The organism is Micromonospora sp. NBC_01796, assembly GCF_035917455.1.
Taxonomy (GTDB): domain Bacteria; phylum Actinomycetota; class Actinomycetes; order Mycobacteriales; family Micromonosporaceae; genus Micromonospora_G.
The window spans coordinates 2,806,273-2,829,575 of sequence record NZ_CP109078.1 but is presented as its reverse complement, the minus strand read 5'-3'; the positions used below and the strand labels follow the sequence as shown (position 1 = coordinate 2,829,575).

Annotated in this window: 23 protein-coding genes, 3 tRNA genes and 1 riboswitch; of the genes, 11 read left to right on the top strand and 15 right to left on the bottom strand. The window is 69.6% G+C overall.

Features of this window, described 5'->3' with window-relative positions:
• Window positions 1–8 precede the first annotated feature (8 nt).
• Window positions 9–2,075, bottom strand: a complete 2,067-nt coding sequence (locus OIE47_RS13025; protein ID WP_326561750.1) for a hypothetical protein — start codon at window positions 2,073–2,075, stop codon at window positions 9–11.
• Between the two features lie 121 nt (window positions 2,076–2,196).
• Here OIE47_RS13025 and OIE47_RS13020 point away from each other — a divergent pair, with 121 nt between their 5' ends.
• A complete protein-coding gene (locus OIE47_RS13020) occupies window positions 2,197–2,907 on the top strand; it encodes a glycosyltransferase family 2 protein (protein ID WP_326561749.1) in 711 nt (236 codons plus the stop codon).
• Here the strand turns inward: OIE47_RS13020 and OIE47_RS13015 are convergent.
• Window positions 2,888–3,781, bottom strand: a complete 894-nt coding sequence (locus tag OIE47_RS13015; protein ID WP_326563081.1) for a transketolase family protein — start codon at window positions 3,779–3,781, stop codon at window positions 2,888–2,890. The two genes, OIE47_RS13020 and OIE47_RS13015, sit on opposite strands and share 20 nt — an antisense overlap.
• Window positions 3,782–3,813: 32 nt before the next feature.
• A complete protein-coding gene (locus OIE47_RS13010) occupies window positions 3,814–4,506 on the bottom strand; it encodes a transketolase (RefSeq protein WP_326561748.1) in 693 nt (230 codons plus the stop codon).
• Between the two features lie 46 nt (window positions 4,507–4,552).
• Here OIE47_RS13010 and soxR point away from each other — a divergent pair, with 46 nt between their 5' ends.
• Window positions 4,553–5,002, top strand: coding sequence for a redox-sensitive transcriptional activator SoxR (gene soxR / locus OIE47_RS13005; RefSeq protein WP_326561747.1), 450 nt, complete (start codon window positions 4,553–4,555; stop codon window positions 5,000–5,002).
• Between the two features lie 300 nt (window positions 5,003–5,302).
• Here the strand turns inward: soxR and OIE47_RS13000 are convergent, their stop codons facing one another.
• On the bottom strand, window positions 5,303–6,280 hold the full coding sequence (locus OIE47_RS13000; protein ID WP_326561746.1) for an NAD(P)H-quinone oxidoreductase: 978 nt from the start codon (window positions 6,278–6,280) through the stop codon (window positions 5,303–5,305).
• A gap of 122 nt (window positions 6,281–6,402) precedes the next feature.
• Here OIE47_RS13000 and OIE47_RS12995 point away from each other — a divergent pair.
• The 4 genes from OIE47_RS12995 (at window position 6,403) to OIE47_RS12980 (ending at window position 8,569) form a co-directional block, all read left to right on the top strand.
• Window positions 6,403–6,491 (top strand) — tRNA-Ser (locus tag OIE47_RS12995).
• Between the two features lie 180 nt (window positions 6,492–6,671).
• Entirely contained in the window at window positions 6,672–7,874 is a 1,203-nt protein-coding gene (locus tag OIE47_RS12990; protein WP_326561745.1) for a serine hydrolase domain-containing protein, read from the top strand.
• Window positions 7,875–7,940: 66 nt separating this feature from the next.
• On the top strand, window positions 7,941–8,198 hold the full coding sequence (locus tag OIE47_RS12985) for a type II toxin-antitoxin system Phd/YefM family antitoxin (protein ID WP_326561744.1): 258 nt from the start codon (window positions 7,941–7,943) through the stop codon (window positions 8,196–8,198).
• On the top strand, window positions 8,195–8,569 hold the full coding sequence (locus tag OIE47_RS12980) for a type II toxin-antitoxin system VapC family toxin (RefSeq protein ID WP_326561743.1): 375 nt from the start codon (window positions 8,195–8,197) through the stop codon (window positions 8,567–8,569). The genes OIE47_RS12985 and OIE47_RS12980 overlap by 4 nt, the downstream gene beginning before the upstream one ends.
• Before the next feature lie 51 nt (window positions 8,570–8,620).
• On the opposite strand, the gene OIE47_RS12975 is transcribed toward OIE47_RS12980, so the two are convergent.
• The 3 genes from OIE47_RS12975 to OIE47_RS12965 form a co-directional block, all read right to left on the bottom strand.
• Window positions 8,621–8,848: a hypothetical protein gene (locus OIE47_RS12975; protein ID WP_326561742.1), complete on the bottom strand. Its 228-nt coding sequence runs from the start codon at window positions 8,846–8,848 to the stop codon at window positions 8,621–8,623.
• On the bottom strand, window positions 8,845–9,000 hold the full coding sequence (locus OIE47_RS12970; RefSeq protein WP_326561741.1) for a hypothetical protein: 156 nt from the start codon (window positions 8,998–9,000) through the stop codon (window positions 8,845–8,847). Before OIE47_RS12970 ends, OIE47_RS12975 begins: the two co-directional genes overlap by 4 nt.
• A 125-nt stretch (window positions 9,001–9,125) precedes the next feature.
• Window positions 9,126–9,974 (bottom strand): C39 family peptidase, encoded by an 849-nt coding sequence (locus OIE47_RS12965; protein ID WP_326561740.1) that lies wholly within the window; start codon window positions 9,972–9,974, stop codon window positions 9,126–9,128.
• A 411-nt stretch (window positions 9,975–10,385) separates the two neighbouring features.
• A riboswitch (cyclic di-AMP (ydaO/yuaA leader) is annotated at window positions 10,386–10,529 on the bottom strand.
• Window positions 10,530–11,256: 727 nt separating this feature from the next.
• Between OIE47_RS12965 and OIE47_RS12960 the strand changes: the two genes are divergently transcribed.
• A complete protein-coding gene (locus OIE47_RS12960) occupies window positions 11,257–11,796 on the top strand; it encodes a YbhB/YbcL family Raf kinase inhibitor-like protein (protein ID WP_326561739.1) in 540 nt (179 codons plus the stop codon).
• A 67-nt stretch (window positions 11,797–11,863) separates the two neighbouring features.
• Here the strand turns inward: OIE47_RS12960 and OIE47_RS12955 are convergent, their stop codons facing one another.
• On the bottom strand, window positions 11,864–12,592 hold the full coding sequence (locus tag OIE47_RS12955; protein ID WP_326561738.1) for a class I SAM-dependent methyltransferase: 729 nt from the start codon (window positions 12,590–12,592) through the stop codon (window positions 11,864–11,866).
• 415 nt (window positions 12,593–13,007) lie between these two features.
• Window positions 13,008–13,790, bottom strand: coding sequence for a hypothetical protein (locus tag OIE47_RS12950; RefSeq protein ID WP_326563080.1), 783 nt, complete (start codon window positions 13,788–13,790; stop codon window positions 13,008–13,010).
• Between the two features lie 459 nt (window positions 13,791–14,249).
• Here OIE47_RS12950 and OIE47_RS12945 point away from each other — a divergent pair, with 459 nt between their 5' ends.
• On the top strand, window positions 14,250–15,764 hold the full coding sequence (locus tag OIE47_RS12945; protein ID WP_326561737.1) for a peptide deformylase: 1,515 nt from the start codon (window positions 14,250–14,252) through the stop codon (window positions 15,762–15,764).
• A 194-nt stretch (window positions 15,765–15,958) separates the two neighbouring features.
• Here OIE47_RS12945 and OIE47_RS12940 read toward each other — a convergent pair whose 3' ends face one another.
• Window positions 15,959–17,074, bottom strand: a complete 1,116-nt coding sequence (locus tag OIE47_RS12940) for a globin domain-containing protein (RefSeq protein WP_326561736.1) — start codon at window positions 17,072–17,074, stop codon at window positions 15,959–15,961.
• 208 nt (window positions 17,075–17,282) lie between these two features.
• Here OIE47_RS12940 and OIE47_RS12935 point away from each other — a divergent pair, with 208 nt between their 5' ends.
• On the top strand, window positions 17,283–18,053 hold the full coding sequence (locus OIE47_RS12935; protein WP_326561735.1) for a CPBP family intramembrane glutamic endopeptidase: 771 nt from the start codon (window positions 17,283–17,285) through the stop codon (window positions 18,051–18,053).
• A gap of 23 nt (window positions 18,054–18,076) precedes the next feature.
• On the opposite strand, the gene OIE47_RS12930 is transcribed toward OIE47_RS12935, so the two are convergent.
• Window positions 18,077–19,615, bottom strand: coding sequence for a hypothetical protein (locus OIE47_RS12930; RefSeq protein WP_326561734.1), 1,539 nt, complete (start codon window positions 19,613–19,615; stop codon window positions 18,077–18,079).
• Window positions 19,616–19,785: 170 nt separating this feature from the next.
• Between OIE47_RS12930 and OIE47_RS12925 the strand changes: the two genes are divergently transcribed.
• Both OIE47_RS12925 and OIE47_RS12920 read left to right on the top strand, forming a co-directional pair.
• Window positions 19,786–19,876: transfer RNA gene (locus tag OIE47_RS12925), tRNA-Ser, on the top strand.
• A gap of 35 nt (window positions 19,877–19,911) precedes the next feature.
• Window positions 19,912–19,984, top strand: a tRNA-Arg gene (locus OIE47_RS12920).
• 245 nt (window positions 19,985–20,229) lie between these two features.
• Here the strand turns inward: OIE47_RS12920 and OIE47_RS12915 are convergent.
• From OIE47_RS12915 to OIE47_RS12900, 4 genes are all read right to left on the bottom strand, one after another.
• On the bottom strand, window positions 20,230–20,838 hold the full coding sequence (locus OIE47_RS12915; protein WP_326563079.1) for a vitamin K epoxide reductase family protein: 609 nt from the start codon (window positions 20,836–20,838) through the stop codon (window positions 20,230–20,232).
• A 53-nt stretch (window positions 20,839–20,891) separates the two neighbouring features.
• Entirely contained in the window at window positions 20,892–21,557 is a 666-nt protein-coding gene (locus tag OIE47_RS12910; protein WP_326561733.1) for a DsbA family protein, read from the bottom strand.
• A gap of 402 nt (window positions 21,558–21,959) precedes the next feature.
• Window positions 21,960–22,427 (bottom strand): hypothetical protein, encoded by a 468-nt coding sequence (locus OIE47_RS12905; protein WP_326561732.1) that lies wholly within the window; start codon window positions 22,425–22,427, stop codon window positions 21,960–21,962.
• A 128-nt stretch (window positions 22,428–22,555) separates the two neighbouring features.
• On the bottom strand, window positions 22,556–23,224 hold the full coding sequence (locus OIE47_RS12900) for a hypothetical protein (RefSeq protein ID WP_326561731.1): 669 nt from the start codon (window positions 23,222–23,224) through the stop codon (window positions 22,556–22,558).
• Between the last annotated feature and the right edge of the window lie 79 nt (window positions 23,225–23,303).

Genomic DNA, 23,303 nt, shown 5'->3' with positions numbered 1-23,303 from the left:
CCACCGGCTCATCCGGGGTCGGGCGGGAGGGCGACGCCGACGTAGTCGCGGAACTCGACCCGCCAACCCGGCGGTACGAGCCGGGTGCAGTCGGCACGGATCCCGGTGCAGACGATGGCGTCCACACTGGACGGGCTGGCCGGTGGCCGTTTGGGCAGCACCGACTGCAACGCCACGATATCGCGTTCGGCACCCCCGTCCTCGTCGCGCAGGAGCAACCACCACGGGTACTCCCAGTTGTCGTTCTGCTGCACCAGGCCGATCCGTCGCGCGTCGGTCGCCCGTACCCGGTCGGCGGCCCACCGGAACTCGTCCGCCCACTGTGGACGCCGCAGGAACCGGGTGTCCCAGTCGGAGGTGGTGAACACCGAGCCGTGGCCGACGAGCCGGCGGGGGAAGCCGTACGACACGGCGAGCACGCCGGCCAGCGCCGAGCCGGCGAGCAGGGCGACCGCCAGGACGACCGCCACCGAGCGCCGGCCCGGTCGGTCGGTGGTCGTCCTGTCCCGGGTACGCGCACGCAGCAGCGCGTCCAGCCAGAGCCCGGCCAGCGGCACGGCCATCACCAGCGCGTACAGCAGTAGTCGGTTCCCCCACGGCTGCCACTTGATCATCGCGCTGTGCAGCAGCAGGGTCACCGCCACCGTCACCGCGTACGCCCGCAGCGCACCCGGCCGGTCCGGACTGATCCGACGCGGGCGGACCAGCGCGAACACGCAGCCGATCAGCGCCAGCGCGCCGGCGCTGGGGAACGCGACCCGGTCCTCGTCCGGGTACCACGCCTGGACCGGGAACGTGGTCTTGCCGAACGTGGTCGCCCGGTCCTGCGGGTCCACCCCGATCAGCCGCGCCCCGCCCTCGATCGCCTCGGCGGGTGCGTCGCCGACCACACCCGCCGAGGTGCCGGTCAGTGCGCTCAGCGGTGTGTCCAGCGCGGTCTGCCCGATCCGCAGGGCGTTGACCAGGATCGAGCCGGGGTCGTGCCGCTGCATCGGGATCGACTCGCGCAACCGGGGCGGCCCGAGCGGGTTACCGAACTCGGCTGTGACCCGGAGCAGGAACGGTCCGGTGACCACGGCCGCGACCAGCAGGATCACCACCGAGGCGAGCCCGGTGGACCACACCGCCCGGCCCCGACCGGGGTGGTCGCCGGTCCGGCTGAGCCGGAGCTGGGCGAGCGCCCACAGGACGAGCAGCGGACCGGCGCCGAGCAACCCGCTCGTCTTGGTGACCGCGATCAGCCCGGTGGCCGTACCGAGGGCGAGTGCCGTACCGGCGGTGACGCGTCGGGTCAGCCCGTCGAGGACCAGCGTCGCCAGGCAGGCCACCCAGGCGGCGGTGACCAGGTCGGTCTGGGTGCTGGTGGCCTGGAGTACGACCATCGGGGTGGTCCCGACCAGGAACGCGGTGAGGAGCTGGGCCCGCCGGCCGCCGCCGAGCTGGGCGGCGATCCGGGCGGCCAGCAGCAGGCAGCCCACCCCGGCGGCCCACTGGACCAGGTTGTAGAGCCCGTCGCCGCCGGTGAACAGGCGCAGGTGCAGCAGCAGGTATTCGGCGCCGGGCGGGATGGTGACCTGCCGGTGGATGGCGGTCGGCCAGAACTCCAGCGACCCCTGGGCCACCCAGTGTTCGATCTTCGGCAGGTGGTACGTCTGGGAGTCGAAGTTGTTCGGCTCGGCCAGCAGGGCGACGACGAGATCGACCAGGAGCAGGCCGGCGACCGTACCGGCGAGCAGTTTTTCGCCCCGGCTCGCCGTACGCCAGGCGGAGCGGAACCGGTCGCGGACCGGCGCCCACCGACCCGGCCCCTCGCGGCGACGGCGTAGTACGGCCAGGGCGACCGCCGCGACCAGGAAGATCAGCCAGGCGAGCGCGATCGCCGGAAGCGTCAGCGCGTCGAGCGCACCGAGCAGTTCCACGGCGAGTACGGCGTAGGCGCCGGTGGCCAGCGCGGCCCGGACGGCGGCCAACCGGTACGGTCCGACGGTGGTACCCGTGGCCGGGCGCACCGCGTACAGCAGGGACAGGTACCCGAGGAGGGGCACCACCACGAGCGCGGACGACGCAGCCGGCATGGCGGGAAGTAAACACCACATGGCCTGCGGTCCGGCAACCGACGCACAGCGCCGGACTTTGCCAATCGGCGGGACCAGCTAGGCTAGGGCCGATTCGTCGTCCGCACCGTGGAGACCTCCTGTGAAGCTATCGATCCTCATGCCGGTTTACAACGAGGAAGAACGCATCGCGGATGCCCTCAAACAGGCACTTGCGGTCGACTACCCGTGCGAGATCGAGCTGCTCGTCGTCGACGACGGCAGCCGCGACGGCACCGCCGAAATCCTCGGTCGCGCGGACGACGCGCGGCTCCGGGTGATCACCCACCCGCGTAACGCCGGTAAGGGCGCCGCGATCAAGACCGCGGTCGCGCACGCGGACGGCGAGTACATGGTGATGCTCGACGCCGATCTCGAATACGACCCGCAGGACATTCCGAAGCTGCTCGACCCGGTACTCGACGGGCGGGCCACGGTGGTATACGGAAATCGGACATTCGGCAGCCACAGCGCATACAGCTTCTGGTACGTGATGGGCAACAAGGCCGTCACGACCGCTGCCAATGTCCTGTTCAACTCGTACATCGGCGACCTGGAAACCTGTTTCAAGCTGCTGCCGGTGGCGCTCTACCGTTCGCTCGACGTGAAGTCGCGCGGGTTCGGCATGGAGGCCGAGGTCACCGGCAAGCTGCTCCGTCGCAAGATCCGCCCGTACGAGGTGCCGATCAGCTACCGCGCCCGGGGCCGCGAGGAGGGCAAGAAGATCACCTGGAAGGACGGCGTCGAGGCGGTCTGGATCCTCGGCCGTGAACGCGCCCGACGCCGCAACGTCCCTACCCCAGGAAAGCGCTGATCGAGGCGTGCAGGCCTGCCGGATCCAGCCCGTGCCACCGGGCATGGTCCGCCGGGCTGCCGTAACGTCGAAGGTCGGTGCGGCCCACGCCCAGGGCCAGCAACCGATGGCTCACGTCGGTCAGCGCCTGCCCGACCGGAGTGCTCGACGTACCGGCGAGATACGGCTCGACCAGGACCACCTCCGCCGTACCCCTGGTGCCGACCAGCGAACGTAGCCCCGCCGTGTCGAACGGGCGGGGCGTTTTCGTGTACGCGACCGTGACGTCCAGTCCGGCGACCGCCCGCATCGTCGGATCGAGCATCGGCCCGACCGCCACCACCACCGCCCCCTGCGCGCTTCCCCGTCGCAGCACCCGGAGCCGGCCCCCGTTGTCCTCGTACGGGCGGTTGTTGGTTTGGGTGGACAGCCGCAGGTAGACCGGATCGTCGTTGCCGACCGCGGTACGCAGCAGCGCCGGGACCTCGTCCGGGTGACCGGGTACGTGCACGGTCCAGTCGCCGAGCGTGTCGATCAGTGCCACGTCGGCCGGGGACATGTGCGTCCGGCCCATGCTCGAACCGTCGTACGACGCTCCGACACTGACCACCACCGCGCCCACGCCCTGATGGTCCAGGTCCAGCTTGAGCTGCTCGTACGCCCGGTCCACGGCGAAGGTCGCGTACGAGTGCACGATCGGGCGCAGCCCGGTCAGGGCGAGCCCACCGGCGACGCCGATCATCAACTGTTCGCGGATGCCGACGTTGAGCACCCGGTCGGGATGGGCTCGGGCGGCCGGGGCGAACGCCGAGGCGGAGATGTCGGCGAGCACCACGGCCGTACGCGGCGCTTCGGCGAGCAGCGCGGTCGCCGTGCTGACGAAGGTCTCCCGCATGGTGCACGGAACTGCGGTACCGGACATGTTCGTCAGCCTTCCTTCGCTTCGACTCGGGCCACCACGACGTGCGGCCGATCGGGTTGGTGGCCGCGCAGGGCGGCCTCGATGGCGTCCCGGTCCCGCCCGTCGACGCCCGCGGCGGTCCAGCCGTTGACGGTGAACCGGCTGGCGATCCCGCCCGACCACCCGTGGCTCGCCGACTGGTTGTCGATCACGATCGCGGTGAGGTTCGACAGCCCGGTCGCACCCGCGTACGCGATCGCCTCGTGGTTGGCGCCCTCGTCCAGTTCGGCGTCGCCGAGCAGGACGTACACCCGGGGTTGGGTCAGGCCCTGGGCCCGCAGCCCGAGCGCGCTGCCCACGCCCAGTCCGAGGCCGTGCCCGAGTGAGCCGCTGCCGATCTCCACCCCCGGCACCAGCAGCCGGTCCGGGTGGTGGCCGAGTCGGCTCTCCGGCCCGGCGAGGTCGTCCAGCCACGCTTCGGGAATGAACCCCTTGGCGGCGAGTACGGCGTAGTAGGCGGCCGGTCCGTGTCCCTTGGAGAGCAGGAACCGGTCTCGCTCGGGAGCGTCCTGCCGGTCGGGATCGACCCGCAGGATGCGGTCGTAGAGCACCCAGATCACGTCCAGGGTCGAAAACGCGCTGGGCCCGTGTTTCTCGTCGCCGGTGAGCCGGCGCAGCAGCGGGCCGAGCCCGGCGCTGGTTGTCGGTGCCGTTGTCATGCGGTTAGCCTGCGAGTTGAAGTTAACTTCAAGTCAAGGGGTGATCGTGCAGGAGGGATTGACCATCGGCGATCTGGCCGTCCGGTCCGGCGTGGCCCCCTCGGCGCTGCGCTACTACGAGCGGCTCGGGCTGATCCGGGCCGGACGCACGGGCGGAAACCAGCGCCGGTACGAGCGCAGCGAACTGCGCCGGGTGGCGTTCATCCGGATCTCGCAGCAGGTCGGGATCTCGCTGGAGGAGATCCGTGCCGCGCTCGACTCGCTGCCCAACTCGCGTACGCCGACCACCGCGGACTGGACCCGGCTCTCCGCCGGCTGGCAGGGTCGGCTGGACGAGCGGATCCGGATGCTCACCAAACTCCGCGACGACCTGAACGGATGCATCGGCTGCGGGTGCCTGTCGTTGCAGCGGTGCACCCTCTACAACCCCGGCGACGAGTTGGCCGCCGAGGGACCCGGCGCCCGCCTGATGCTCCCCCGCTCCGCCCGGGCCTAGCGCACCCGTCCCGCCGGGCCTCTTGCCGGTCGTCCCGCCGGGCCTCTTGCCGGTCGTCCCGCCGGGCCTCTTGCCGGTCGTCCCGCCGGGCCTCTTGCCGGTCGTCCCGCCAGACAAAACAACGAGTTCGATTCGTACATCAAAGATGATGTATCTACATCATCTTTGATGTAGAGGAGAAAGGTGTTGTATGTCTGCGGCCGGGGGATGCCCCTTGGACGGGCCGGCGGCGGTCCCGGGCCGGCCGCGACCTGCGGCAATCCGCCCCGACCCGCCCCAACCCAGCGCGACCCACCGCGATCACTCCAGCGTGAGGAGCACCTTGCCGAGGTGGTTGCTGTCCTCCAGGATCCGGTGCGCCTGCGCCGCCTCGGTGATCGGCAGTCGCCGGTCCACCACGGGGTGGATCACGCCCGACTCCAGCAGCGGCCAGACCTCGTCGCGCACTCCCCGTATGATGGCGGCCTTCTGCGCCGACGGGCGGGACCGGAGGACGGTCCCGTGGACCGAGCCGTACTTCGACATCAGGGTGCTCACGTTCAGCTCACCCTTGCGGCCACCCTGTAGGCCGATCACCACGATCCGGCCGTGGTTGGCGAGCGCCTGCACGTTCCGGGTCAGGTACGACCCACCCATGATGTCCAGGACCACGTCCGCACCGCGCCCGTCGGTGGCGGCTCTGGTCTCCTCGACGAAGTCCTGGTCGGTGTAGTCGATGACGTGGGTGGCGCCGAGCTTGCGCAACTGTTCGTGTTTGCTGGCCCGGGCGGTGACGATCACGTTCGCGCCCAGGGCGGTGCCGAACTGGATGGCGAAGGTGCCGATGCCGCTGCCACCGCCGTGGACGAGTAGCGTCTCGCCCGCGCCGAGCCGGGCCACCTGCACCAGGTTCGACCAGACCGTGCAGGCCACCTCGGGCAGGCCGGCCGCGTCGACGAGGTCGACGTTCGCCGGCACCGGCAGCACCTGCCCGGCGGGGACCACCACCCGCTGCGCGTAGCCGCCGCCGGTGAGCAGGGCACAGACCTCCTGGCCGAGCCGCCACCCGGTCACGTCGGGGGCGATCGCGCCGATCACCCCGGAGCATTCCAACCCCGGGTACGGCGAACCGTCCTTCGGCGGCTCGTACCTGCCCTGCCGTTGCAGTACGTCGGCGCGGTTGACGGCGGTCGCGCGTACGTCGATCAGCACCTCGCCCGGACCGAGTTCGGGATCGGGCACGTCGGCCCAGACCAGTGCCTCGGGTCCGCCCGGCTCCGGAACAGTGATCGCCTTCATGTGTCCAGTCTGGCGAAACCCGTCGTCCTGTCCAGTCCTGTGGACCATGGCGTCTGGGTAGGCCCGGTTCATGGCAGACTAGGCGACGGCAACGGACCGCCGGGTACGGCTTCCGAGGCCAAGGAGGGTTCGCCTAGTGGCCGATGGCGCTGGTCTTGAAAACCGGTAAGGGCAGCGATGTTCTTCGTGGGTTCGAATCCCACACCCTCCGCCCCTGAACAGCGGGAACGCCCGCCCGCACCATCGCATGCCACCCACCACCGGGCGCTCGACACGATGTGTCGGGGCGTCGACTGTCGGTGTCGAGGGTGAAGATGGACCCGATTGGATGTCGATCCGCCGAACGCTGCTTCGACCCGTTCGTGGAACCGTACGCATCGGAGGTTGTGAGATGACAGGCGAACTCGATCGGGCCGGACTCGACCGGCTGCGCGATGCCATGGCGGGGCGGGTCGCCAAGGGGGAGCTGCCGGGCCTGGTCACCCTGGTCGCCAAGGGCGACGACGTACGGGTCGAGACCATCGGGTGCACCGCCTTCGGCGGCGACGTGCCGATGCGGCGGGACACCCTGTTCCGGATCGCGTCGATGACCAAGCCCGTCCTCGCGGCGGCCACGATGATGCTGGTCGAGGACGGCAGGCTGAGCCTGGACGAGCCGGTCGACCGGCTGTTGCCGGAGTTGGCCGATCGCCGGGTGCTCAAGCAGGTCGACGGGCCGCTCGACGAGACCGTCCCGGCCGACCGTCCGATCCTGGTGGAGGACCTGCTGACCTTCCGCCTCGGATTCGGCACGATCACCGAACCGAGCTTCGACCCACCGTTCCCGATCAACAAGGCGGTCCACGAGCTGCAACTCGTCCTCGGACAGCCGGATCCGCGTACGCCGCACGAGCCGGACGAGTGGATCAGGCGGTTCGCCTCGCTGCCGCTGATGTACCAGCCCGGCGAGCGGTGGCAGTACAACGTCGGCACGCTGGTGCTGGGTGTCCTGGTCGCGCGGGCCGCCGGACAGCCGCTCGGTGACTTCTTCCGGGCCCGGATCTTCGAGCCGCTCGGCATGACCGAGACCGGCTTCTGGCTGCCCGCCGACTACACCAGGCGGCTGCCCAGCCACTACATGACGGACTTCCAGACCGGGAAGATGGAACTGCGTACGGTCTCCACCCCGAGCGAGTGGTCCAGCCCGCCGGTCTTCCCGTCCGGCTCCAGCGGCCTGCTGTCCACCGCCGACGACTTCCTGGCCTTCGCCCGGCTGCTGCTGGCGAAGGGGGTGCACCGGGGTGAGCGGCTGCTGTCGGAGGCGTCGGTCGACCTGATGACCACCAACCACCTGACCCCGGAGCAGATCTCCACCGGCGGGATGCTGCTCGGCGGCCGGGGGTGGGGGCTGGGCATGTCCGTCGCGGTCGAGCCGGACGAGATCTCGCCCGTACCGGGCCGCTACGGCTGGGACGGCGGGTACGGCACCACCTGGTTCAACGATCCCCACTCCGACCTGGTCGCCATCGCCCTGACCCAGACCAGCGACTTCATGTGGAACGGCGGACTGAACGAGTTCGCCAAGCTCGCCATCGAGGCGGCAGACGGTCGGTAACCGCGACTTCACCAGCTAGCAGCGGCAGTACGCGGGATGGACTAACCTCTTAGCTAAGGAGGCGACATGTCAGGCGAAGCGGCGATGCAGTTCAACATCCATGATGCGAAGACGAACCTGTCACGGATTATCGATCGGGTCGAACACGGCGAGGAGATCATCATCAGCCGTGCCGGCAACCCGGTCGCAAAGGTCATCCCGCTGACTCGCCGGGTGGACCGCAGTGGTCGCGGTTCGCTACGAGGAAAACTGGTCGCCACAGAGGACTGGGACTCCGCCGAGGTCAACGACGGCATCGCCGGTGACTTCGGTATGCCGCGATGAGATTGCTCCTGGACACGCATGTCGTGATCTGGTGGTTGACGGATGATCCGACGTTGGCGGAAGAGATCAAGGCTCAGTTGGATCACGAGCCGGATGTCTATGTCAGCCCGGTCACGGTCTGGGAGGTCTGCATCAAACAGGCGATCGGCAAGCTCAAGGAGCCGGCCGATCTTCCTGAGCGTATCCGCGCCAGCGGTTTCCGCGAACTCCCAGTGACGTCCGAGCATGCCATCGCGGCTGGGCGTCTTCCGCTGTTCCATCGTGATCCGTTCGATCGGATGCTCGTGGCCCAGGCTCGCTGTGAAGATCTGACCCTGATCACCCGGGACCCCGAGATTCGGAAGTACGACGTCTCCGTGCTCGCCGCATGAACGAGCATCACATTTCCTGCCACGATGATCGGGCAGTTTCGGGCTGGGGCGTCAGCTGATCGACTTCAGGGTTGGCGGGGCCGGGCTGCCGATCGGGTACTCCGGATCACGTCCGGCGCGTACCTCCATCGCCCAGCTCAACTGCGCGCAGCCGTCCGGGGTGCAACAGGCGCAGGTGCCGGGAGCGTAGGACGTACCCCGGTCCTCGTGCTGGGCGATGGTCATCGCCGCCGCCTCCCAGATTCCCGCGCGGGTCAGCGGCTCGTCGACGCGGCTCATCGGGCGAACACCTGACCGGCCATGGCCACCACCTGTGCCTTTCGTTCGGGGTACCGGCGCGCGGTGGCGACCGGCTCGGAGTAGCGACTGGGAGCACCGCCGGCCGCCGGGACCCTGCGGTCGCCGGTGTCCGCCCGATTGGCGAGGTCCATGGTCACGACAGGGTCAACGCACGCGTACGTGGATGGTTGTGGCAACGCGGCCACCGTCCCACTGGTACGGACAGCCTCGGGTGCCGACCGGTTGGGTCGGCACCCGGGACCGGGGGGAGGGCGGGTCAGGCTGAGTAGCCTCGGGTGGCCATCCAGTTGGCCAGGTCGATCGTGGTCATCCAGTAGGAGCTGACCCCGTTGACGAACGCCGGGTCCGCGATCTGCACGGTCCGTCCGCTGTCGCGGTAACCGACGACGGTGAGGTAGTGACCACCGTCGTACGAGTGCCAGCCGCCGTCGGTGTCGGTCGCCGAACCGGCGATGTTCGCGACGACCGCGTACCCGCTGCTGACGGCGTGTACGACGTCCGCCTGGAGCTGGTCCATCTGGGCCGGGGACGGGGACCCCTGGATGAACGTGCTCGTGTAGAAGTTGGTCTTGGCCAGGCTGTTCAGCCCACGGGTGACGTCGTCGGCGGAGTTGGTCCCGTTGAACGTGGTGCCCAGGGCCGCGGCGACGTCGTCCTGGCTCGGCTGACGGTCGCGGGCGGTGAGGGCGATCCGGGTGGCCGCCGGCCCGCAGTACCAGCCGTTGATCTGCGCCTCGTAGTCGTAGTCGAGCACCTTCGACGCGGGGGGAGCCTTCTTGACCGCCTTGGTCGGTGTCGCCACGGCCTTCGCGGCGGTGGGCGGGGCCGACGACGGGGCCGCCGGAACCGGTGCCGAGGTCGAGGCGCTCGGGGACGGGGTGGCCGGGCTCGGGGTTACCAGGCTGGGCGCGACCTCGGCGCCGGCCTGGCCGCCCATCTTCTCCGCGACCGCGATGGTCGAGGCGTTGGCCGGCGGGGTGGACCCGTTGCCCTGGGTGAGCAGGATGCCGGTGGTGAGACCCACGGCGAGAACGGCGGCGGAGACGGCGCCGGCCCGGTACGGGCTGGCGGTCACGACGCGTCGGAGTTGCTGACGATGCTTCATATAGATCCTCCGCAGATGTGCCGATCTGCGATCGGGGGCACATGAATCGGGATGGCGAGATGTCTCTGCCGGGGCCGGGTACGTGACCGGGGTACGCGCTATCGGCGGGGCGGATTCACCGCCAGCCGTCGGGTCCGGATCGGGGCGTGCGGAACCGTCACCGCGATGCGGTGAAATGCGTTACCGGATGAACTCGCCACGGGAATTGCCGGGCGATTTCGGATCACCTACCGGTCACGCGCGTCCTCGTGCCACCGACCGCGTACGCGTGTGCGTCGCCGGTCGTCGGAGTGGGCCTAGTGCGCTACCTTCGCGGGCTGGACCGCGATGCGGGCGAGCCGGGGCAGGTGGCGGAACGGGCCGGGGGGATCGAGGGTTGGGCCACGGCAGGTACGGCGCTGCACGAGCATGTTCTCCTTCCGATACCGCCTACCGGGTTAGCTGACGGATTCGGGCGGGAAGCACGCCCTACCGCGAACCAATGGTTCGCGGATTCACCCCAGAACTACTTTGGGTCCCCGGCTCGTAACAGTTACGACTCAGCGGGCCTGTTCCGGTGTCACCCGCGGTGACTAAGGGCCGGACCAGACGGGCTGACGTTACTGGGCCGCTTCTGCTCCTGCCAACCCCTCTTGGCCTGCTTAAACCGTGACCCATGCCGCTTCTTGCGGGTGGTGCGACCCTCGACTCGTGATCACGGAGAGTGGTTGTAGCCGCAGTGACCAGTTTGACTGCGACCGACGTACCCGCTTGTGTCCCGCACGTTGACGACGTCGGATTTGTCGACGGGGTGACATTGCCGGCACGGAGTCCGGATCAGAGAAATGTCCGTTGGGCCGAGGTGGGCTGGTCCCCTCGTCGGCGGCCACGGACCCGGGGTCCCCCCGCCTCGGTCGACCGGTGCGGCGGCCAGCGAGTCGTCGCTCACGCTCCGCCGGTCGGGGGTCGCGCCGACGACCCGACGGGGAAAGCGCCGACGACCAGACCGGGAGAGCGCCCACGACCGGACCACGAAAGCGCCGCCGAACCGGCCGGGAAAAGCCCGGATGAAAGGCGCGTCCGCGTACGAGGTAGAGGGTTTCCGAACCGGTGCTGATTCTCGGCTGAAACAGCGGCGGGCCATCCGTACGAGCGGTCGGATCGGTATTTCGAGAATGGGGCCCGGCCGCGTTGTCGTGGACGTCGGGAGACCGGTTGCCCACTGTTTCCCCCACCGGCAGCACTGAGGCGGGCCGGACAGGGTACAAAGACACTGAGTCTCCCTCTTTGGAAGGACATCCTGATGAACCTTGAGCGAGCGATCGGGCCGGACCCGTACGACCTGTTGCCGCCGGTGCCGGCGTTCACGCTGACCAGCGACGACGTGCGCGACGGGGAGCCGCTGGGCACCGAGTTCGTACACTCCAGCGTGGGCGGTGGCGACCTGTCGCCGCAGCTCGCCTGGTCCGGTTTCCCGGACGGGACGCGCAGCTTCGCGGTCACCTGCTACGACCCGGACGCGCCTACCACCAGCGGTTTCTGGCACTGGGTCCTGGTCAACATCCCGGTGTCGGTCACCCAGCTACCCCGGGGCGCGGGCAAGGCCGGGTCCGTCGAGGGTGGTGCGTTCGCCGTCCGCAACGACTACGGCACCCAGGAGTACGGCGGCGCTGCCCCGCCGGCCGGCGACCACGTCCACCGGTACCTCTTCGCCGTACACGCCCTCGATGTGGAGCAGCTCGACCTCACGCCGGACGCGAGCCCGGCGTACGTCGGCTTCAACCTGACCTTCCACACCCTGGCACGGGCGGTAATCCGGCCCACGTACCAGGTCAAGGGCTGAGCTTGCCGGAGTAAGTGGACGGCCGACACCGGGGACGGGTTGAACGGTGTCGGTCGTCGCTCTCCGGTCAGGCCTCCGACGCGCCGGGTACCCGGGCGACGGCGAAGACGGACTGTCCGAACGGCGGCCGCACGAGCTGCTCCGCCGCCTTGGTCACCGGCAGCACCAGGCTGTCGTAGACCTTCACCATCGGGCCTTCCTTGGGCATCAGCCGGAACACGTTCGTCGCCATGTAGTAGCCGATGAGGCCGAGGGCGTTCGCGTAGTGCAACCGCTCCACGGTCAGCCCCGCGTCGGTGAGCGCGGCCCGCATCGTCTTCTTGGTGTAGCGCCGTACGTGTCCGGTGGCGATGTCCGCCGGACCCATGGCGAACTCGAACGCCGGCACGATCAGTACGATCGCACCGCCGGGACGCACCAGTTCCCGCATGCTCCGCAGCGCTCCGACGTGGTCCTCGATGTGTTCGAGCACGTTGTACGAGACCGCCGCGCTGTAGTCGCCGCGTTCCTGCTCCGGCTGCGGCAGCAGCATCTGCCGTACCTCGACGTTGGACTCGCCGGCGAGGCGCTCCTTCAGTGCCACCAACCGGTCGGGATCGGCCTCGGTGGCCGTGAACCTGGGGAAGTGCGGCGCCCACTCGAGCACGTAGTCACCGAGGCCACTGCCGATCTCGATCGGGTTGTCCCCCAGGTAGGGCAGCGCCAGCTCAACAAACCATCGGCGGTGGTTCACGGCGGTCGCGAGACCCTCGAGTACCTCGGACTGAACTCGCTGATCCCCAGTGATTTCTGCCATGCGTCGATTCCTCGCGATCTGAAACTCGACCTGCACCCTGGACCGACAGAGTGAACCATCTACGACGACCGTAGGGAAATTGAGGCATCGGCGTGGCACGAACGGATTGTTCGGTTGATCCGTCCCCGTCCGCCTTCCGGGCGTTCGGGCACAGAGCGCGGCGATGCCCGTGACCCCGCGCCGTCACCGGCGCGGTCCGCTGCCGGACATCGCGCGGTGCTGAGCTACTTCGGACTGGCGGTCTGGATCACCTCCGGGCTCTGGTTCCAGCCGCGCGGAGGTGCTCGGGCCGACGCACTGCGCGCCGGGATGACCGCGCTGACCGGCGTCGTGCCGAAGCCCATCGGCGGGGGTCCGGGTCTGGGACGTCCGTCCCCTGCCGGACGGGTGAACCGGCGGGGCGTCCTGCCCGGGCTCAGTTCGAGCGGATGCAGCAGCCCTTGCAGATCCGCGGCTGCGGCAGGGTGAAGGCGAGGCAGCACGTCTTGCGCTGCACGGTCGGCTCACCGTCCGGACCGGGCACCAGCTCGATCAGGTCTTCGAGGTCGAGCGCGCGAAGCAGCGTCGCGACGTTCTCCTCGGACGCGCCGGGCAGGCCGGCCGCGGCCCGCAGGATGCCGTACGCGACCCCGGAGGCGACCGAGCCGAGCAGCGTACGGGCGCCGACCCGGACCTGGGTGTGGATCGCGTCGAGCAGCGGGGTCAGGTGCTCGTCGAGCAACGAGGCACGCAGCTCGCGGAGGAGTTGGGTCTCGTCGGTGAGCACCCGCACCTCGGGCAGCCCGCTGAGCGCCAGCGGGTCGGAGGCGAGCACCGCGACCGTGGTCGAGCGGCGCAGCCCGAGGGTCAGCGTCGCCCGGTCGGTTTCGACCCGCACCAGTACGTCCGACGCCCGGAGCAGGGGGACCCGGCGGGCGGCTGCCCAGCCGACCACGGTGGGCAGCGCCAACCAGTAGGTGTAGGACTTCCAGAACAGCGCGGCGGCGGCGTGCGGGGTGGACTGCCAGGAGCGCTGCGCGGCGGCCAGCAGGTCGGGCAGGTGACTGCCGTTGATCAGGTCGGTGGCGGGCAGCCAGCCCCGCTCGTCGTCGACGAACAGTCCGGGTACGAGCCCGGGCAGGTCGTCGGTCCCGAACATCTGACGCAGGGTCGCGTTGACCGGTGCGAGCGGTGCGGTCGCGTACGCGCGCCCATCGATGACGGCCGTCACCGTGGGTCACCCGTCTGCTGCTCGGAAGTGTCCAGCGGGTCGGCGGCGCGGTGCCGCCGTGTCGGGAGGATGCCCAGGTCAGCGTGGCGCAGGGGCCGCGTTCGCCATGGTGTCACCGCTGTCACCGCACCCGCCCTTCGGTCACCGTACCGGTCGCCACGTTAGCACTAAGGGAAGCCTAACCACATCTTGGAGGGTGCGGAGGCGTTCGTCACCATCGGCTACCGAGATCCACCGGTACGCCTGGCGGGCGGATACCCGAACGGGTGACAGGTAACCGGGAGTGACCGATCGGAGGGCTCGACCATGGCCCTGAGCAGGGCATCGAGCCGCGATAGGATCGATGATGATGGAAGAATTGTCAAGCCAAATGTCGTTAACGCGGCAGTTCTGCCCCAGTGGGTAGGTCGCCCACCAGACTGGGATTCCCGGCCCCTTAGGAACCCGATGACCACCTCGCCCATTGAGCGAGCTGCCGACTCGTTCGCGGCCGAACTCTCCAGACGGCGGGTCGAGCGGGGCATGACCAAGAAGCAGCTCGCCGCCCGCATGGGGTTCGACCCCTCATATGTCAGTCACGTAGAGGGCCGCCGCCACCGGCCCACCGAGGATTTCGCCCGCCGGGCCGAGGCCGTACTCGCCGCGTCCGGCGCGATCTGGCAACGCTTCCAGGAGTACGACGAACTCCGGCACGCCCGGTCGAACATGACCGCGCACCGGGACCCGCCCGTACCCGAACAGTGGCTGCCCCCGGGCACCGGGCTCATCGTCGAGCAGGAGTCCGCCACCCTCACCCACCAGGACAAGGCGTACCGGTGCGTCATCCGGCGGGCGCTCTACAACGCCGGCACCGAACCCGTCACCCGCTACCTGGTCCGGGTCGCCGTCGACCGGTACCCCAGCGACCCCGGGCGCTCCAACCGGCACCACCGCGAGCACCCGCTCACCTTCGCCGAACTCGACCTCCAGGCGTTCTGCGGCGACGAAGCCAGCCCCGAGCCGATGGACTGGCGCAAGAAGCACGACCGGGACGCCTTCAAAGAGGTCTGGCTGCTCTTCGAGAACGCCAACGGGCGCTTCCCGCTCTACCCCGGCGAGCGGGTCACCATCGAGTACGCATACACCGTCGGTGAGGAGAAGTGGGGTCCGTGGTTCCAGCGGGCCGTACGCCTGCCCACCCGGCACCTCTCCGTCCGGCTCAACCTCCCGCTGGACCTCGACCCCCAGGTGTGGGGGGTGGAGACCACCCTCTCGGCCGAAGAGGGGCCGTTGCGTACGCCCCTGCTCCGGCACGACGTCGACGGCCGGGCGGTCTTCGACTGGTCGACCGAGGAACCACCGCTCAACGCCCGCTACCGCCTCGAATGGCGTTACCGGGCCCAGCCCACCGCCGAGGCCGAGCCCGAGCCACGGGCCAGCGACCGGATGCGGGCCGCCGGCATCGTCCAGCGCGGGGCGGCCCTCCTGCGCCAACCGGCCCGACTGTTCGAACTGCCCCGGGACGAGGCCACCGCCCGGGACGTCGTCTTCCAACTACGGGCGGCACTGCACCGGCTGGACGAACTGCACCCGTTCAGCAAGGGGGTCGGGCTCGCCGCACCGCAGCTCGGCATCCCCTGGGCCGCCGCCGTCGTACGCCCACCCGACCGGGACGCCGAACCCGTCGTCCTGCTCAACCCGCGGGTTGTCGACACCGCCCGGGACACCGACGAGCAGTACGAGGGCTGCCTCTCCTTCTTCGACCAGCGTGGCCTGGTGGCCCGCCCACTCCGACTCGACGTCGAACACGCCAGATGGGACGGGGGGCGGGCGATCACGTCCTTCGAGTTCGCCATGGCGCGACTCGTCGCCCACGAGATCGACCACCTCGAAGGCAAGCTCTACATCGACCGCATGGACCCCAACATCCCCCTGGTCCCGGTAGAGGAATACCGCGAAACCGGCAGCCCCTGGCGCTACTGACCCACCCGCCCTGCGTTGGGCAGATGTAGAGAAAGAGTGGCTATATCCGGGGGGATAGCCACTCTTTCTCCGTATCAGGGCCCGCTGGGGGCGGGCGTGGGTGAAGGGGGGCCGGGTATCGGGCCCTGCCGGCAGGGCCCGATACCCGGCTTGGGGGGAGGGGGCTGGGTGAGGGGTGGTGGGGTGGTGCGGGGTTAGACGTCGCCGAAGGTGTCGTAACGGATGTTGGCCGGGGGTACGTCGTGCTGGGCCAGCAGGCGCAGGATGGAACGGACCATGGGGGCCGAGCCGGAAACGAAGCAGTCGTGGGTGGTCCACGGGCCGTACCGGGCCAGGACCTCGGCCAGGTCGCCCCGCTCGCCGGTGAAACCGTCATCGACGCTGCACGAGGGCAGGACCGACAACCAGGGATGCCGGGCGGCCAGTTCGTAGAGTTCGGTGAGGCCGTACAACTCGTCCTGGCTGTGGCCGCCGAAGAAGACGTGCACCCACCGGGTGCGGTTGTAGAGGGTCAACTCCTCGACCAGTGCCTTGATCGGGGCGAGGCCGACACCGCCGGCGACGCACAGGATGTCCCGGTTCGACTTCCGGTCGAGGACCATCGACCCCATCGGGGCCGCCAACCGCAGCAGATCCCCCGGCTTGATCTTGCGGACCAGGCTGCTGGAGACCCAACCGGCGCCGACCGCCCGGACGTGGAACTCCATCACGTTGTCCTCGGTCGGCGCGTTGGCGACCGAGTACGTACGCCACAGTCTTGGCTGGTAGCGGGGCACTTCGATGCTGACGTACTGGCCGGCACGGTAGGGCAGGGGGAACTGGAGCGGGCGGCAGGTGAAGACCGCCACGTCCCGGCCCCGTCGCTCATGGGTCAGCACCTCGGCATGCCAGAACGGTGGATTGGTGTCGTCGGCGGCCCCCGCGATCATCTTCTCCGCGATCACCGCGTACGCGTCGCGCCACGCCTGGTCGTACTCGATGGTCCACTGCTCGCCCCCGGCGGTCCGCAACGCCACCAGCAACGCCTCGCCGACGAGCGCGTAGTGCTCGGGGCTGACGTGGTACTTCCGGTGATCGCGACCGAGCCCGCGCAGGAAGTCGTCGAACCGCTCCGGATCGTCCAGCGTCTGCATCGAGGTGACGATCGCCTCCAACAGCCGGTCCCGCTGGCCGTCCATCTGTACGGGGAACAGCTCGCGCAGTTGCGGGTTGGAGAGGAAGAGGCGGGCGTAGAAATGTCCTGCGATCTTGGACCGGTCCTCTTCGACCAGGGTCCAACTCTCCTTCAACACCTGCGCCAGGTTGTCCATTGCGCCCTTCTCGATGACGACGTGCGGCCGGCGCACGTGCGAGCTGATCGGATGGCGGGACCATGGGGCTGTCCGTCTCGATCAGGATGGGCACTCTCCGTGGATGTCGGTCGCACAGAATGTGCGATCGACTCCGGGACGGGGGTGGCGCGTAAAACTTTCGGGTCCGGGGAGGTCGAGTCACGGTGGCGTGAGGCAGAGTGGTCGGGTGACGGTTGAGCTCGCCAGGCCGGTGTCCCGCCGGACCATCGGCACCGAGGTCCTGCTGGTCCTCGGCGTCTCCCTCGGCCAGTCCGCGATCTACGCGATGGTCAACATCATCGGCCGGCTCACCGCCGACCGGCCGCTGTCCCAGCAGACCGCGACACTCAACGCGTCCCAGTCGGCCCGACCCTGGCTCGACCTCACGTACCAGCTACTGAACATCGTGTTCGCGCTGGTTCCGGTGCTGCTCGCCGTACACCTGCTCAACCGCGACCGGGGCGATGCCCGGCTGACCCTCGGCCTGGACGCCCACCGGCCGGGCCAGGACCTGGCCCGGGGCGCGGGCCTGGCCGCGCTGATCGGCCTGCCCGGCCTCGGCCTGTTCTATGTCGCGGCCAAACTGGGGATCAACGTCTCGGTGGTTCCGACCGCCCTGCGCGACCTGTGGTGGACCGTCCCGGTGCTGGTGCTGGCGGCCGCACAGAACGCGATCCTGGAGGAGATCGTGGTCGTCGGCTACCTGGTGACCCGGCTGCGCGACCTCGGGTGGCGGGTCGGCGCGGTGATCGCGACGAGCGCGGTGCTACGCGGTTCGTACCACCTGTACCAGGGTTTCGGCGCGTTCATCGGCAACGCGATCATGGGCGTGATCTTCAGCCTCTTCTACCTGCGGACGAAGCGGGTCCTGCCGCTCGTGGTCGCGCACACGCTGCTCGACGTGGTCGCCTTTGTCGGCTATTCCGCCCTACCGTCGAGCTGGCTCGACTGGCTGTAGTCGATCATTCGCTGGCGGCGCGTTCAGTTGCTGCCGACCGCTCCGCCGCTCACTCTTGCGGTGCGGTAGCGGGTCACCGCTCGCGCGGCCAACCGTTGGGCCGCGGCCGAGTCGCCAGCGGCGGCGGCGAGCATCGCCGCACCGGGCAGTAGTCGGGCAGCCAGCCGCAGCATCACCCAACCACCGGCCTGCGCGGCGAGCGGTGCGGCCAGCCGCCAACCCGCCTCCGCCAACCGGTGCAGACCGCCACCGTCACCATCCGGGGCAGCCGCCACCGCGGCGGCGAGGGCGTCGCGGGCACTCCCGTCGTCCGGATGCACCTGGGTCAGGACCAGCAGGTCGACCGCCCGCTCCGGATCGGTCGGGTCGCGGTCGTAGGCGGCCGCCAGGTGCAGCACCAGCTCAGCATGGGTCCAGGAGACCGCGGCCAGTTCGGCGAGCGGCGCGAACAGGCCGGCGGCGGCCGATGCCGCGCCACCCGCGCCGGCCAGCCGGACGAACCGGGTGGTGACCAGCCGAGCCAGGCCGTCCGGGGTCGCGGTGGGATAACTCGCCCTGGTCCGGGCCGACCAGGCCCCGGCCGCCGGTCCCAGCGCGCGTACGGCGGCGAGTGCCACCAGCTCGGGGGCAAATCCGGGGTGCTCGAACAGGCGGGCGGTGATCGGTGGTCGGCCTTCTTCCGGTGTACGCACCAACGCCCGCTGGTCAGCCTCCGGCGCCTCGGCCCTCGGTTCGGCCCCGGTCGGTTCGGCCGTTGCCGGTCGGGTGGTTCCCGGTTCGGTGGTTGTGGGTCGGGTGTTTCCTTGTTCGGTGGTTGCCTGTTCGGTGGTTGCCGGGTGGGGCTGTGTTGGCGGTGTCTGGGCGGGGACGGCCACGGGCTCGGCGCGTTTGGTCGCCTTCGCAGCCTTTGTCGCCTTCGCAGCCTTTGTTGGCTTCATGGCGGCCGTCTTGCGGGCGGCGCGCTTGACCGGTGCCTGGACCGAGGCCGGTTCGACGGTCGGAGTGGGGTCGGGTTCGGGCGTCGGCGGGGTGATCGGGGGCGGGGTGGAGGAGAGGTCGGCCGGGGTGGTGGCCTCGGGCTGGCTCGGCTCCTGCGGGGCGACCTTCTTCGACGCGGTCGTCTTTGGCGTGATGCTCTTGGGAGCGGTTGTCCTGGCGGCGGTGATCTTGGTGGGCGTCGTCTTGGCGGGGGTGGCCTCGGCGGTGGCCTTGACGGCGGTGGCCTTGGCGGCGGTGGTCGACTTTCGCGGGGCGGTCGTCTTCCGGGCTGCCTTGACGGGTGGGGGCTCGGGCTGGTCGGCGGGTAGATCACCGGTGCTGTCCGAGGGGGTCGGGTTCCGGCTCGGCTCAACGGGAGGCGGCGTCGGGCGGGCCGGCTGCTCCTCGGACGGGGGCTGGAAGAGCACCGCCGGTGCGGCCCTGCCCGTACGCGCCGCGGTCGGTGGTGGCGGGTCCGGCTGCGGCGGGGCGGTGAAGGCTGCCTTCGGCGTACGGGAGCGGGGTGCTGACTTCGCCTGCGGTCGGCGGCCGGGCGGGGGGTCGGTGGGCGGCTGCTCCTCCATGTCCAGCGAGCCTAGTCCGGTTCATCGAGGTTCACCTCCCGGAAAGTTCGCCGGTACGAGCCGGCGCGCGGCGCTCGGCGGCGCGTCGCGTACGCCGCGCGGGATACTCGCTTTGCCTCGTCCGGTGGGGGACCTGTATTCTCGGTCGGCGGTGGTCTGCTGACCACCGGGGAGACTTCGCCTAGTCTGGTCTATGGCGCCGCACTGCTAATGCGGTTGGGGTCTTAAAGCCCCTCCCGGGTTCGAATCCCGGAGTCTCCGCGCGAGATTGGCTTGTGTATGCTGATCGAGCACCTGCGCCCGTAGCTCAACGGATAGAGCATCTGACTACGGATCAGAAGGTTAGGGGTTCGAGTCCCTTCGGGCGCACAAGATCAAAAAACGTCTGACCTGCGGAAACGCGGTCAGGCGTTTTTTGTTGATCGTCTTACCTGGACTGTGGGTGCCGTCCGGAAGGCGTGTTTATGTGACTACTCTCCGTGATGTAAATGGGTCGCGTGAGGCGCCGACCTGGCGTTTTGGCGTGACTTATCGCCTAGCGATAAGTCACCGGCGATGAGCCACCACAGGGCGTGGCGATCAGGGCCGCACCAGTGGGAGATCCGGGCCATGGATCACAGCAGCGTGCTCCAGTAGTCCCAGAATCTGTGGGTGATGGCCAGCGTGATGATCATGAACCAGACAGTCAGCACGATGCCGTGGTAGCTGGCCAGGACGTCGCCGGTGCGCCGCCAACGATCGGACGTGGACAGGATCCCGGTGTGCAGGTTGTGCACCGTGACGTACCAGAAGATCGGAATCGTGACCGCCCACACGACCATGCAGTAGGGGCACAGCGCGTTGATGCGGTAGAGGCTCTGGAAGATCAGCCAATGGATCAGACCGACGCCGAGTGCCGTCCCGGTGTGCAGGCCGAGCCAGAACCAACGGGGCGGCGCGGCACCCGCGAGCAGCATCACACCAATGGTGGCGGCGACCGCGAATCCGGCCGCACCCAGCAGCGGATTCGGCAGGCCGAACACCTCGGCCTGCCAACTGGTCATCACCGATCCGCAGGACACGATCGGGCTGATGCTGCACGACGGGACGTACCCGGGTCGGGACAGCAGGTTGATCTTCTCGATGATGAGGATGCCCGACGCGGCGAGCCCGATCAGCCCGCCAACTGTCAGCACCCAGGGCAGGATCCGCAGCACGGCAGGGACGGGTCGTCGAGGACCCACCGCCGTGGTTACCGCCCGAGCGGGTGCACTGACGGGTGCGGGTCCGGTGGTGCTCACCGGGCCAGTTCCTCATCCAGCAGGGCCACGAAGGTGGCGTGGTCGGGCAGGCCGTCGATGGGAGTGCCGTTGATGAAGAAGGTGGGGGTGCCTCGGACGCCGAGGGTTGCCCCGTCGCGTTGGTCGGCCGCCACCCGCTCGGCGACCTCCGGGTCCTGCAGGTCCAGGGCGAATCGGTCCAGGTCCAAACCGAGCTCGCGCGCGTAGCCGGCGAAGGTGTCGGTCTGTGGTTTGCCGTCCTGGTGACCCCACTGGGTCTGGCGCTGGAACATGAGGCCGTACATGGCCTCGAACTTCCCCTGCCGGGCGGCGGCCTCGACCGCCCTCGCGGCGAGTTCGGCGTTGGGGTGGCTGGCGACGGGAAAGTACCGGACCACGAACGTGATCCGGTCGGCGTACGCGGCGCGGATCTTCTCCACCGTCGGGTAGGTCGCCCCGCACGCCTCACATTCGAAGTCCAGGAACTCCACCACGGTGACCTTGCCGTCGGTGGCGGTCGACAGTCGGTGGCTGTCCGGCCGGACCAGGGCGGGATTGGCCGTGTCGGTGACCTGTGGGCCCTGGCCGCCGGGTGTGGCGGGGCCGTCGGCGAGCGCCGCGGCCATGATCACGGCGGCCACCACGGCCACGATCACCAGCGATGTCTTCACGTTGCGAGTCATGTCCTACCGATCCGATCTGGTCTGTGTGCTGGCTGTCTGGGATGAGGCGGCCCCGCATGGCGATCCCCGGGTGCCGGAGACGTCGCCGCGCGAACGGCTGAGGGCACGCGGGGAAAGCCCCTGCGCGTCACCCGCGCCGGTCGAAGCAGGGGGTGGTGGCAATCGGCGATGGGAGACAGGCGGGTCACCGCGGGGTGAGGCCGCAAGGATCCGCGTTGGCTCGGCCACGCCGAGGACCTCGTACCTGTCGCCATCGAGGACCACGGGGCGCGCGTGCCGAACAGGATGCGACTGCGCCCCGACCACCGCTACGGTGCGCCGGGCTCGTGTCACCCACCCGCGATGAGGGGCCGAGGGTTGTGGCCCGGTGTGGCCTGGCCGACCCGTCGCGCGTACGGGGGCCTACGTGCGGGACACGCAGAGGCAGAGCAGTTGCGGCTGGAGTGACCGTTGCGCGGCCATCGTCACCGTGTGGCCGGTCGCCATCAACCGTTTCCACCAGCCGCCACCGGACCGGGACAGGAGCGCGGCACCGGCGGCTGCCAGCAGTGCCAGGCAGACGGCACCGGCGCCGGCCTCCCGGTGGGAATCGTTGACGGGGCTGCTGTCCAGCGTGTGAGCGACGATCGCGGGTGGGTCGACCACCGACATGGCGGCCACGAGCGAGTGCGCCGCCGTCGTCGTTGCGGCGACCGCATCGGCACCGCAGTCGGTGGCGTGGGCGAGTCCCGCGGGTGTCAGCACCATGCCGGCGGCCCCGTTGGTGCACTGCATGCCGTGCAGCAGCGCCACCGCGGCGAAGGCGGCGACCGCGATCAGCTGCCGCAGCCACGCCATGGGCGCGGTGGTGCGATAGCTCCCGCAGGTCATGCACCTCAGGCTACGACACCGTCAGCGTTCGGTCCCGCCGCTGTCGCCCATGCTGTGAACCCGACGCTCGGTGCCGGGCTGAGGACCGGGGATCACGGGTTGGCTCCTCGCCGCGGCTTGTACGCCGGCTAGAGCTGGTCGAGCCAGACCACGATTCCGGTCAGGTCGTTGAGTACGGCGGCGACGCCCGCCCTGATGGCCGCCGCGCAGCGCTCGGGAGTGAACGAGGCGGGGTCGTACGTCGACGACGCGTTGACCCCCTCGCCACGGAACGATGCGCCGGACCAGTCGACTGACGTGACGTTGTGGGTCGGCTCGGCCAGTTCCGCGCCCACTACGAGGATCGGCTGTGACAGGTGGCTCGGGGCGACCAGCGTGAGCGGGTCGACGAGGTCGTTGCCCGCACTGACGATGAGGTCCGGGCTCATCCCGAGGGCCTTGGTGATGCTGGTGACGGGGTCGTGGAGGTCGGCGGTCACCGTCCTGAGGTCGACGTCCTCGTCCTCCGCCCAGTCCTTGACAGCCTTCACGAGGGCCTTGGTCGGGCTGTCGTCACCCGCGGTGAGCAGCACCACCCGGTAGCCCTTCGACGGGTGCACCGCGTCCCACGAGCCGGGTTGCGGGGTGACGGTCGCCTCCGGGGCGGGGCGGGCGGAGGGGTCGACGAAACCCGGGCCGAGAGTGCCGATGGCGATGGGCTTGGGATGTGGCCGGGACCAGTCGTCGCCGGAGCTGCATCCGGTGACCAAGGCGGCGACCGTGGCCAGCGTGACAACGGCCCGAAGCGGAGGGCGCAAGTGATCGTCCTCTTCAGTGGTGGCGGAAGGTGCGCGTAGTTCTTTGTATTCCTATCCCAACTACTCCCGTGCCCGACCG